The sequence below is a fragment of the Phocaeicola barnesiae DSM 18169 = JCM 13652 genome (genome assembly GCF_000374585.1).
Taxonomy (GTDB): Bacteria; Bacteroidota; Bacteroidia; order Bacteroidales; family Bacteroidaceae; genus Phocaeicola; species Phocaeicola barnesiae.
Window position 1 is genome coordinate 1 of sequence record NZ_KB894661.1, and the last position, 11,825, is coordinate 11,825.

Annotated in this window: 13 protein-coding genes, 1 tRNA gene and 1 pseudogene; 13 read left to right on the forward strand and 2 right to left on the reverse strand. The window is 44.1% G+C overall.

Translation table 11 applies throughout. The features are described from left to right. Positions 1-168 (reverse strand): annotated as a pseudogene (locus C510_RS17940) (IS4 family transposase); the annotation flags it as partial. 153 nt (positions 169-321) lie between these two features. Here C510_RS17940 and C510_RS0114420 point away from each other — a divergent pair. The 9 genes from C510_RS0114420 (at position 322) to tsf (ending at position 9,304) form a co-directional block, all read left to right on the forward strand. Next, on the forward strand, positions 322-924 hold the full coding sequence (locus tag C510_RS0114420) for a nitroreductase family protein (protein WP_025893111.1): 603 nt from the start codon (positions 322-324) through the stop codon (positions 922-924). A gap of 114 nt (positions 925-1,038) precedes the next feature. Then, entirely contained in the window at positions 1,039-2,385 is a 1,347-nt protein-coding gene (gene purB / locus C510_RS0114425) for an adenylosuccinate lyase (RefSeq protein ID WP_025893113.1), read from the forward strand. Between the two features lie 88 nt (positions 2,386-2,473). Beyond that, positions 2,474-3,805, forward strand: coding sequence for a pseudouridine synthase (locus C510_RS0114430; protein WP_018711985.1), 1,332 nt, complete (start codon positions 2,474-2,476; stop codon positions 3,803-3,805). Between the two features lie 77 nt (positions 3,806-3,882). After that, a complete protein-coding gene (gene asnS / locus C510_RS0114435; RefSeq protein ID WP_026320242.1) occupies positions 3,883-5,286 on the forward strand; it encodes an asparagine--tRNA ligase in 1,404 nt (467 codons plus the stop codon). A gap of 200 nt (positions 5,287-5,486) precedes the next feature. Next, a complete protein-coding gene (locus C510_RS0114440) occupies positions 5,487-5,981 on the forward strand; it encodes a DUF4488 domain-containing protein (protein WP_018711987.1) in 495 nt (164 codons plus the stop codon). 288 nt (positions 5,982-6,269) lie between these two features. Further along, positions 6,270-6,731: a 50S ribosomal protein L13 gene (gene rplM, locus C510_RS0114445; RefSeq protein ID WP_018711988.1), complete on the forward strand. Its 462-nt coding sequence runs from the start codon at positions 6,270-6,272 to the stop codon at positions 6,729-6,731. Between the two features lie 6 nt (positions 6,732-6,737). Then, positions 6,738-7,124: a 30S ribosomal protein S9 gene (gene rpsI, locus C510_RS0114450; RefSeq protein ID WP_018711989.1), complete on the forward strand. Its 387-nt coding sequence runs from the start codon at positions 6,738-6,740 to the stop codon at positions 7,122-7,124. A 219-nt stretch (positions 7,125-7,343) separates the two neighbouring features. Further along, positions 7,344-8,180 (forward strand): 30S ribosomal protein S2, encoded by an 837-nt coding sequence (gene rpsB / locus C510_RS0114455; RefSeq protein ID WP_025893117.1) that lies wholly within the window; start codon positions 7,344-7,346, stop codon positions 8,178-8,180. Positions 8,181-8,311: 131 nt separating this feature from the next. Further along, positions 8,312-9,304, forward strand: a complete 993-nt coding sequence (tsf, locus tag C510_RS0114460) for a translation elongation factor Ts (protein WP_018711991.1) — start codon at positions 8,312-8,314, stop codon at positions 9,302-9,304. Positions 9,305-9,418: 114 nt separating this feature from the next. Here tsf and C510_RS0114465 read toward each other — a convergent pair whose 3' ends face one another. Continuing rightward, positions 9,419-9,757, reverse strand: a complete 339-nt coding sequence (locus C510_RS0114465) for a translation initiation factor (RefSeq protein WP_018711992.1) — start codon at positions 9,755-9,757, stop codon at positions 9,419-9,421. Positions 9,758-9,865: 108 nt separating this feature from the next. Between C510_RS0114465 and C510_RS0114470 the strand changes: the two genes are divergently transcribed. From C510_RS0114470 to C510_RS0114485, 4 genes are all read left to right on the forward strand, one after another. Next, positions 9,866-10,507, forward strand: a complete 642-nt coding sequence (locus C510_RS0114470; protein ID WP_022339395.1) for a redox-sensing transcriptional repressor Rex — start codon at positions 9,866-9,868, stop codon at positions 10,505-10,507. Between the two features lie 6 nt (positions 10,508-10,513). Further along, complete coding sequence (locus C510_RS0114475) at positions 10,514-11,131, forward strand: fumarylacetoacetate hydrolase family protein (RefSeq protein ID WP_018711994.1); 618 nt, start codon at positions 10,514-10,516, stop codon at positions 11,129-11,131. Next, complete coding sequence (gene ispF, locus C510_RS0114480) at positions 11,128-11,607, forward strand: 2-C-methyl-D-erythritol 2,4-cyclodiphosphate synthase (protein WP_018711995.1); 480 nt, start codon at positions 11,128-11,130, stop codon at positions 11,605-11,607. Before C510_RS0114475 ends, ispF begins: the two co-directional genes overlap by 4 nt. Positions 11,608-11,747: 140 nt before the next feature. Beyond that, a tRNA-Val gene (locus C510_RS0114485) sits at positions 11,748-11,822 on the forward strand. Positions 11,823-11,825: the final 3 nt, after the last annotated feature.

Genomic DNA, 11,825 nt, shown 5'->3' on the forward strand with positions numbered 1-11,825 from the left:
CACCTGAAGACAGGTGAATTTGCAATTCGGATTCTTAACTGACCCGATGACTTTGCTTTGTATCCTTATGCTGTTCATAATGGTTGATATGCTGTTTATTGCCTTGCTAGAGTCATTCTTTGCAAAAAACTCTTGGAGTTCACCGATAATATATCTATTTTTGTTCATGGCTAAAGGGTGCTATATCGTTTGTTTGGCGACATTAATATAGTGATAATCATCGAATTATCAAACTCTTTAGCCTTTTTTATTACATTATTTGAGTACTTGCGAAACTTGAATTATCTTTGTATACGGTAAACCGTTTGAATTTGTTACACGATGAAAAAGATGTGGCTCATATTGACAGCACTGGTGGGGATGCTGACTGTCGCTTCCTGCCAACGGACAGCTGGTGATGTGTCTTCTTCGGACACGGAGGCGGTATTGCAGAATATCCTGCAGCGTAAAAGTGTCCGCAGTTACCGGTCGGATATGCCGGTTGAGAAAGAAAAGGTGGAGAATCTGTTGCGGGCGGGAATGGCCGCTCCCAGCGGGAAAGACAAGCGGCCGTGGGAATTTATTGTGGTCGATGAACGTGAACTGCTGGATTCTTTGGCTGCTCATCTTCCGTATGCCAAGATGTTGACTTCAGCCCCGATGGCTATTGTTGTCTGTGCCGATGAAACCAAGTCGGACTACTGGTATCTGGATTGTTCGGCCGTTGCTGAGAATATTCTGTTGGCAGCCGAGGCACAAGGACTTGGAGCAGTATGGACGGCTACTTATCCGTATCGGGAACGTATGGAAGTGGTGTCACGTTTTCTACACACCCCGTCGCAGGTGAAGTCGCTCTGTGTCATACCGGTAGGATATCCTATGGGAGGGCAGGAACCGAAGGATAAGTGGGACGAATCACGCATTCACTACAATAAATGGAAATAATTGTAAAATAATTACTAAAGTTTTCGGTGTGAGGCCTGTTAACTCAGGAAAAAGCATTACTTTTGCGCACTCAATAATGATCATTATAAGAATCAAAAAACATTTACGACAATGATGGAGCTTGATTTACTCACAGCCGTATCGCCTATTGACGGTCGATATAGAAGCAAAGCGGGAGCTTTGGCTGCCTATTTTTCTGAATACGCACTGATGAAATACCGGGTGCGTGTAGAGATTGAATATTTCATCACTTTGTGTGAGTTGCCTTTACCTCAGCTGAAAAGCCTGGATGCAACCCGTTTTGAATCATTGCGCGACATTTACCGTAATTTCTCTGAAGCTGACGCTCAGCGTATCAAAGAAATCGAAAGTGTGACCAATCACGATGTGAAGGCTGTAGAGTACTTCATCAAAGAACAGTTCGATAAACTGGGAGGTCTGGAACCTTACAAGGAGTTCATCCATTTCGGACTGACTTCGCAGGATATCAACAACACTTCTGTGCCTTTGTCTATCAAGGATGCGCTGGAAGAAGTGTATTATCCGCAGATTCAGAAACTGATTGACCAGCTGACAACGTATGCGGAGGAATGGAAAGACATCCCAATGTTGGCCAAGACTCACGGACAGCCTGCTTCTCCTACCCGTTTGGGAAAAGAAATCATGGTGTTCGCTTACCGTCTGAACCGTCAGTTGGCCGTATTGAAGGCTTGTCCGATTACAGCTAAGTTCGGTGGTGCAACCGGTAACTACAACGCCCATCATGTAGCTTATCCGGAATTTGACTGGAAAGCTTTCGGTAACAAGTTTGTAGCCGAAAAACTGGGGCTGGAACGTGAAGAGTATACTACACAGATTTCCAACTACGATAATTTGGGCGCTATCTTTGACGCCATGAAGCGTATCAATACTATCATGATTGATATGAACCGTGACTTCTGGCAGTATATTTCGATGGAATACTTCAAGCAGAAGATTAAAGCCGGTGAAGTAGGTTCAAGCGCTATGCCACACAAAGTGAATCCGATTGATTTTGAGAATGCGGAAGGTAATCTGGGAATGGCTAATGCCGTGTTCGAACATCTGTCATCCAAATTGCCTGTATCACGTCTGCAGCGTGATTTGACAGATTCTACTGTTTTGCGTAACATCGGTGTACCGTTCGGACATACGTTGATTGCCATCCAAAGCTCACTGAAAGGATTGGGTAAACTTTTGCTGAACGAACATAAGATTTACGAAGACCTGGATAACTGCTGGAGCGTGGTGGCCGAGGCTATCCAGACTATCCTGCGCCGGGAAGCTTATCCACATCCGTATGAAGCGTTGAAGGCTTTGACACGTACTAATCAGGCCATCAACGAAGCGTCTATCAAGGATTTCATCGAAACTCTGAATATAAGCGAAGAAATCAAGAAGGAACTCCGTGCGATAACTCCGCACAACTATACTGGAATGTAATTTAAAACCATTAATTCAATAACACCAATAAATCTGAAGAAAAATTGCCCGAGAGGGTAGAGTATTAATTTTTAAACAGCTAGCATTTATGACAGAAAGAGAAAACAGACACGAAGGCGAAAACAGCCAGTCTGGCCGCGATGGTTACAAGTCTTATAACAGAGAAGGATATAACAGATACAACCGTAACGAAGGTGGAAACAGCTATGGCCGACGTCCGTACAACAGCAACCGTGAAGGTGGCGAACGTCCGTACCGCTCTTCTTATAATCCGCGTTTCAACAGCGGCAACGGTGAGGACCGTCCGCAGCGTGGTTACGGAAACCGTCAGCAGGGAGCACGTCCGTATGGTAACCGCCCGGCTTACGGAAACGCAGAGGGAGGCGAACGCTCTTCTTACACTCCTCGTTACAACAATAATAATCAGGGAGGTCGTCCGCAGCGTCCTGCTTACAACAGCCGTTTCAATAAGGATGAAAATGGCGAACAGCGTCCATATCGTCCGCGTTTCAACAATGCCCAGCAGGGTGAAGGCGGTTATCGCCCTCAGCAGCGTCCACATTTCAATAATGGAGGGCAGCAAGGCGGTTATAATCGTCCGCAGGGTGGAGGTTACCGTCCGCGTACTGCCGATTATAATCCGAATGCGAAATACAGCATGAAGAAGCAGATTGAGTACAAGGATGTACTGACTGATCCGAACGAACCGATTCGTCTGAACAAGTTTTTGGCCAATGCCGGTATCTGTTCACGTCGGGAAGCTGATGAATTCATTACCGCCGGTGTCATCTCTGTAAACGGTGAGGTAGTAACCGAACTGGGTACAAAGATCAAGCGTACGGATGAAGTGAAGTTCCACGACCAACCGGTTAGCATCGAGCGGAAAGTATATGTACTGCTGAACAAGCCGAAAGATTGTGTGACTACTTCGGATGACCCTCAGGAACGCAAGACAGTCATGGATTTCGTGAAGGATGCCTGCAAGGAGCGTATTTATCCGGTAGGACGTCTGGACCGTAATACAACCGGTGTCCTGCTGTTGACCAATGACGGTGACCTGGCTTCAAAGCTGACTCATCCGAAATATCTGAAGAAGAAAATCTATCATGTATATTGTGACAAGAATGTAACGAAGGCTGATTTGGATCAGATCGTTTCAGGTATTACTTTGGATGACGGAGAAATCCACGCAGATGCTGTAAGTTATGCTTCAGAAACTGACAAGTCGCAGGTAGGTATCGAAATCCATTCAGGTAAGAACCGTATCGTACGTCGTATTTTTGAATCATTGGGATATCGTGTCATTAAGCTGGACCGTGTATACTTTGCCGGTCTGACTAAGAAAGGTCTGCGTCGGGGTGACTGGCGCTACCTGACTGAAAAGGAAGTCAACATGCTTCGCATGGGATCTTTTGAATAAGTAACTCATTTCATGGATACGGGCAGGCTCTTACAAGTCTGCCCTCATGCATATAAAACATAAATACAAATATCATAATGGAAACAATTCGTAGAACAAAAGTGGTTGACCTGCTTAAACGTGACGATTTCGGAGCTATGGTCAACGTGAAAGGATGGGTACGTACCCGTCGTGGTAGCAAACAGGTGAACTTTATTGCCTTGAATGACGGTTCTACTATAAATAATGTACAGATTGTAGTCGATTTGGCTAATTTCGACGAAGAAATGCTGAAACAGATTACTACCGGTGCATGTCTGAGTGTGAATGGAGAACTGGTAAAGTCAGTAGGTGCCGGACAGGCTGCGGAAATTCAGGCTCGTGAAATTGCCGTATTGGGTACTTGTGACAATACTTATCCGTTACAGAAGAAAGGGCATTCAATGGAGTTCTTGCGTGAGATAGCTCATTTGCGTCCACGTACCAATACTTTCGGTGCCGTATTCCGTATTCGTCATAACATGGCCATCGCCATTCATAAATTCTTCCACGAACGTGGATTCTTCTATTTCCATACTCCGTTGATTACAGCTTCAGACTGTGAGGGAGCCGGACAGATGTTTCAGGTAACTACCATGAACCTGTATGACCTGAAGAAAGATGAGAATGGTTCCATCATTTACGACAATGATTTCTTCGGCAAGCAGGCCAGTCTGACAGTTTCCGGTCAGTTGGAAGGTGAATTGGCAGCAACGGCTCTGGGAGCTATCTATACTTTCGGACCGACTTTCCGTGCAGAAAACTCGAATACACCGCGTCACTTGGCCGAGTTCTGGATGATTGAACCGGAAGTGGCTTTCAATGACATCAATGATAACATGGATTTGGCCGAAGAGTTCATCAAATACTGTGTACAGTGGGCTCTGGATAACTGCTATGACGATGTGAAGTTCTTGAACGATATGTTCGACAAGGGCTTGATAGAACGTCTGCAGGGCGTGTTGAAGGAATCGTTTGTCCGCCTGCCGTATACCGAAGGTATCAAGATCCTGGAAGAGGCGGTAGCCAACGGCCATAAGTTTGAATTCCCGGTATATTGGGGTGTTGACCTGGCTTCTGAACACGAACGCTACTTGGTTGAAGAACACTTCAAACGCCCGGTTATCCTGACAGACTATCCGAAGGAAATCAAGGCTTTCTACATGAAGCAGAATGAAGACGGTAAGACTGTTCGCGCCATGGATGTACTGTTCCCGAAAATCGGTGAAATCATCGGTGGCTCTGAACGTGAAGAGAATTACGATAAGCTGCTTGCCCGTATCCAGGAGCTGGGAATCCCGATGAAGGATATGTGGTGGTATCTGGATACCCGTAAGTACGGTTCATGTCCGCACTCAGGTTTCGGACTCGGTTTCGAACGTCTGTTGCTGTTCGTAACAGGTATGGCGAATATCCGTGACGTGATTCCGTTCCCTCGTACACCGCGTAACGCAGAGTTCTGATCCTGTCGTTTCCAGTCTACAGAAGAAAAGGTACATAAGGCTTCTACCCGCACAGGTGGAAGCCTTTTTCTGTTTGATGACACATCTATCTGCTGATAAGTAAAATTTTTGCTTTCATTTGAAATAAAAATATTAAATTATCGGACTTTATACGAAATTTTTATATATTTGTTGGAAAATAACCTTTTAATTTTGCTATTATGAAAATCCGGTATTTCTTTTTATTGGCAATGATGCTCATCCTTTCTTGGGGGACATCGGCAGCTCAGGATGCTGTAGGAGAAAAGACTCCGTCTACTCTTGCGGGAGTTTGGCAGATGTGTTTCTATCGCTCGGCCTCACCAGACGTTCCTGGTGAATTGAAAACCAGTAATTCTTTGAAGATCCTATCGGATGATGGCCATTTTACAAACATTGTCATGATGCAGACAGGAGCCATCACCATCGGTTATGGAGATTATTATCTGAAATCCCCGGGAGTATATACGGAAGTGATTGAAAAGAACATTCACTTGCCGCAGCTGAATGGTGCGAAGAATGATTTGCACTTTGAACTGAAGGAAAATGGGAGCCTGATGTATCTGAAGTATTATCTGGCTACGGATATTGATGGAAACCAGCTCAATACATGGTGCCATGAAATATGGAAGAGAGTAGAGATGCCGGCCGAATATCCGCATGATATCGTACGGTAAAATAATAATAGTCATTTCACGTAATGCCCGTAGTTCTTGCGAAAGAATTTACGGGTTTTTTTGTCTTTTGCCGTATATGGAGCCTTGATGGGATATGCAGGTAGCCGATAGCAAGAAAAAAAAACTTAAAAGTTTTGTCAGTTGAAAGAAAAGCCGTACTTTTGCAAGCCGATTATTATCAATTAGAAATAAGAATTTAATTCTGAGCGTTTTGCTCTTCTTTGTCCGGGAAGGACAAATCGTGAGGAAATTGTTTTTTAGTAGTTAACATTTTAAAAAGATTTAAGAGTGGATACTTTAAGTTACAAGACCATTTCTGCAAACAAGGAAACTGCGACAAAAGAATGGGTCGTAGTTGATGCTACCGACCAGGTTGTAGGCCGTCTCGGTGCGAAAGTTGCAAAGTTGTTGAGAGGTAAGTACAAACCGAACTTCACCCCTCACGTAGACTGCGGTGATAACGTAATTATCATCAATGCAGACAAAGTGAAATTTACAGGTAACAAGTGGAATGACAAGATTTACCTGAGCTATACCGGTTATCCGGGTGGTCAGCGCGAAATCACTCCGGCTCGTTTGATGGCTAAGCCTAACGGTGCTGAAAAGCTGATGAAAAGAGTGGTAAAAGGCATGCTTCCTAAGAACCGTCTGGGAGCTAAGTTGCTGGGTAACCTGTATGTGTATGAAGGTTCAGAACACAAACACGAAGCTCAGACTCCGAAAGTAATTGATATTAACACACTTAAATAATAAAGAATGGAAGTAGTAAATGCATTGGGAAGACGTAAAAGCGCTGTTGCTCGCGTTTTCGTAACCGAAGGTACAGGAAAGATTACTATTAACAAGAGAGACCTTGCAGAGTACTTTCCATCAACTATTCTGCAGTATGTAGTTAAGCAGCCTCTGAACAAACTGGAAGTTGCTGAAAAATATGATATCAAAGTAAACTTGTGCGGTGGTGGTTTCACTGGTCAGTCTCAGGCTTTGCGTCTGGCTATCGCTCGTGCACTGGTTAAAATCAATCCGGAAGACAAGAAGAGTCTCCGTGCAGAAGGCTTCATGACTCGTGACTCACGTTCTGTTGAACGTAAGAAACCGGGACGTCCGAAAGCACGTCGTAGATTCCAGTTCAGTAAACGTTAAGAGTTTGAGTTTGTTAGTTTTTAAGTTTGTAAGTTTGTTGCAAGTAATCGGTTTGCGGAACTTTCATACTGACTCAAGAACTTAGAAACTCAAAGACTTAAAGGAAAAAGCGTTTAGTATCTAAACTGTCAGGATTCTCCCTACAATCGGTTGCGGAGAGACTACCGGGCAGTTGGTTCAATTAACAAAAAAGAAAGTAAACGATTAAAAATTAAGACAATGTCAAGAGTAAATTTTGATACATTATTGGAAGCCGGTTGCCACTTCGGACACCTGAAAAGAAAGTGGAACCCTGCAATGGCTCCTTATATCTTCATGGAACGTAACGGTATCCATATCATTGATTTGAACAAAACCGTTGCAAAAGTAGACGAAGCTGCTGAAGCTTTGAAGCAGATCGCTAAATCAGGAAAGAAGGTCCTGTTTGTTGCTACTAAGAAACAAGCTAAGCAGGTAGTAGCTGAGAAAGCTGCTTCTGTAAACATGCCTTATGTTATCGAACGTTGGCCGGGTGGTATGTTGACCAACTTCCCGACAATCCGTAAGGCTGTGAAGAAAATGGCTACTATCGATAAGTTGACTAACGATGGTACTTATTCAAACCTTTCTAAGAGAGAAATCCTGCAGATTTCTCGTCAGCGTGCCAAACTGGAAAAGAACTTGGGTTCTATCGCTGACCTGACTCGTCTGCCGTCTGCATTGTTCGTAATCGACGTGTTGAAAGAAAATATCGCTGTACGCGAAGCTAACCGTCTGGGTATTCCTGTATTCGCTATCGTTGATACAAACTCAGATCCTTCAAACGTAGATTTCGTAATCCCGGCTAACGATGACGCAACTAAGTCTATCGAAGTTATCCTGGATGCTTGCTGCGGTGCAATGGCTGAAGGTCTGGAAGAAAGAAAAGCTGAAAAAATAGATATGGAAGCTGCCGGTGAAAACGCTCCGAAGGCTGCCAAGAAGAAAACTACTAAGGCTCGCATGGACAAAGCTGAAGAAGATGCCATCAACGCATCAAAAGCTGCAGCTTTCATGGGTAAAGACGAAGAAGCTTAATATACTTTAAAGTGAGAGTTGAGAGTTGAAAGTTGAGAGTTACTATTAAAGGCAATTCTCAACTCTCCGTTCTCAGCTCTCATTTGTTTTATAATAGATTTATTTATTAACTCAATAAAAAAGAAATTACTATGGCTGTAAGTATGGCTGATATCACCAAGCTTCGTAAAATGACTGGAGCTGGTATGATGGACTGTAAAAACGCTTTGACAGAATCTGAAGGCGATTTCGACAAGGCAGTGGAAATTATCCGTAAGAAAGGACAGGCAGTTGCTGCAAAACGTTCTGACCGCGAAACTTCTGAAGGCTGCGTTTTGGCTAAGTCTACAGGTGACTATGCTGCAATGATCGCTTTGAAGTGTGAAACAGACTTCGTGGCTAAGAATGCTGATTTTGTCGCTTTGACTCAGGCTATTTTGGATGCTGCTATTGCTAACAAGTGCCAGACTTTGGATGAAGTGAAAGCTTTGCCGATGGGTAACGGTACTGTTCAGGATGCTATCGTTGAACGTAGCGGTGTTACTGGTGAAAAGACTGAATTGGATGGTTATAACTTCGTTTCAGGTGCATGCACTGCTGTTTACAACCACATGAACAAGAATCAGCTTTGTACTATCGTAGCCTTCAATAAGGCTTGCAGCGAACAGATTGCTCATGAAATCTGTATGCAGATTGCTGCTATGAACCCGATTGCTATCGACGAAGCTGGTGTTCCTGAATCTGTTAAGCAGGAAGAAATCAATGTAGCTATTGAAAAGACAAAAGCTGAACAGGTACAGAAGGCTGTAGAAGCAGCTTTGAAGAAAGCTGGTATCAATCCTGCTCACGTTGACAGCGAAGAACACATGGAAAGCAACATGGCTAAGGGCTGGATTACAGCTGAAGACGTTGCTAAGGCTAAAGAAATCAAGACAACAGTTGCTGCTGAAAAGGCTGCCAACCTGCCTCAGGCTATGATTGAGAACATTGCTAAGGGTCGTCTGGGCAAATTCTTGAAGGAAGTTTGTCTGTTGAACCAGGAAAGCATCATGGATCCGAAGAAGACAGTTGCTGATACTTTGAAGGCTGCTGATGCCGAATTGGCAATCGTTGATTTCAAACGCTTTACTTTGCGTGCTGAATAATACGTTCTGAACGGATTATAATATTTGTGACGTGGATTATCGGTTACAGAAATGAGCCGATAGTCCACGTTTTTTTAGTTGGTGGTTATAAGCCTCGATGTTCCGTTGGTTGGCTTATTTGGTCTGAGTATATCCTTCTGCTTTCAGAAGTTCGATGATGCGTTGCTTGAATTCTCCTTGAATCAGAATCTCTCCGTCCTTGGTAGAGCCGCCTACGCCACATTTCGTTTTCAACAGTTTGCCCAGTTCTTTCAGATCGTCTTCCCGGCCGATGAATCCGGTAATGACGGTGACAGTCTTTCCTCCTCTTCCTTTCTTTTCGATAGAGACACGCAGTTTCTGTTGTTTCTTCTCCAGGGTATCTGTTTCTTCCTCTTCTTCGGTGATATACTTGAAATCAGGGTTTGTAGAATACACTACATTCAGGCGGTCTTTCCAGTCGTTATTTTTCATGTGAATTAATTTTAATGTAGTTCAAAGATACATACATTTTACGGCAACCTTGTAATCAGTTAGAAATAATTGGTTAATTTTGCATGAATTTGAACAGAATGACAGTAAATGGCAGGTAAAAACATAGATAAAATTCCTGAGCCTACGTTACGTAGGCTTCCTTGGTATCTCTCGAACGTGAAATTGATGCGTGAAAGAGGGGAAACCTATGTCTCTTCTACGCAGATTTCCAAGGAGATCAATATAGATGCTTCTCAGATAGCGAAGGATTTGTCGTATGTGGCTATTACCGGCCGTACACGTGTAGGGTATAATATTGATCTGTTGATTCAGGTTCTGGAGGATTTTCTTGGTTTTACCTGTATTCACCGGGCTTATCTGTTTGGTGTCGGAAGTTTAGGAGGCGCTCTGCTTCGTGATACCGGTTTGAAGCAGTTCGGTCTGGAGATTGTCGGAGCTTTTGATGTCAATCCGGAACTGGTGGGTACGGAAATTAACGGAATTCCTATTTTCCATACCGACGAAGCGGAACAGCGGGTGAAAGAGAGCGGAGTAAATATCGGAGTATTGACTGTACCGATTAATATCGCTCAGGAAGTGACGGACCGGATGGTTGAAGCCGGGATGAAGGCTATCTGGAACTTTACCCCCTTCCGAATCAGGGTACCTGAAAAGATTGTGGTGCAGAACACTTCGTTGTATGCTCATCTGGCTGTCATGTTCAACCGATTGAATGAAACGATAAAGTAACCTTTTATGAAGATTATAGCGATAGGCATGAACTATCAGTTGCATTGTCATGAACTGCATGCCGGCGAGGCCTTGCCTCAGGAACCTGTTATTTTTATGAAACCTGATTCGGCTTTGCTGAAGGATGGAAAACCTTTCTTTATCCCTGATTTTTCTGAACAGGTAGATTATGAAACCGAACTGGTAGTGCGTATCAATCGTTTGGGGAAGAATATTGCCGAGCGGTTTGCCCACCGTTACTATGACGCGGTGACGGTCGGCATTGATTTTACCGCGAGAGATTTGCAGCGTAAATACCGTGCCGAAGGCAAGCCTTGGGAATTGTGCAAGGGATTCGATAATTCGGCGGCTATTGGCGATTGGATACCGGTAGAGCGGTTTAAAGATATTCAGCAGTTGAATTTTCACCTGGATATAGATGGAAAAACCGTGCAACGCGGATATGCTGGCGATATGCTTTTTAAGATCGATCAGATTATCGCCTATGTGAGCCGGTTCTGTACTTTGAAGATAGGTGATTTGCTGTTCACGGGTACGCCGGTAGGAGTGGGTCCGGTGCAGGTAAATAATCACCTGGAAGGGTATCTGGAAGATGAAAAGGTTTTAGATTTCTATATACGATGAAGATAAGAGTAGGTTTTGGATACGATGTGCACCAGTTGGTCCCCAATCGGGAATTGTGGCTGGGAGGAATCAAGTTCGAGCATGAACTGGGCTTGTTGGGGCATTCGGATGCCGATGTCTTGATTCATGCCATTTGCGATGCTTTGTTGGGAGCCGCCAACATGCGTGATATTGGCTATCATTTTCCGGATACGGCAAGTGAGTTTAAGAACGTGGACAGTAAGATTCTGCTGGCGAAGACCGTTGAACTGATAGGGACTAAAGGCTATTCTGTCGGAAATATTGATGCGACAGTCTGTGCGGAACGTCCGAAACTGAAGGCCCGTATCCCGGAAATGCAGCAGGTGCTGGCGGAAGTCATGCATGTAGATGTGGATGATATCTCTATTAAGGCTACAACTACCGAGAAACTCGGATTTACCGGTCGTGAGGAAGGTATTTCGGCCTATGCAACTGTACTGATAGAAAAGAAATAGGAGCTTTTCTAGGGGAGAAATCCTTATGTAAATGAACGGGAATAGACTTATTTGCTATAATTTTTGAAAAAAATCACGCAAAAGTTTGTGACTCTCAAAATAAACACATACCTTTGCACCCGCAAACAAGAACAAGATGAGGGCGTTTAGCTCAGCTGGTTCAGAGCATCTGCCTTACAAGCAGAGGGTCGGCGGTTCGAATCCGTCAACGCCCACTC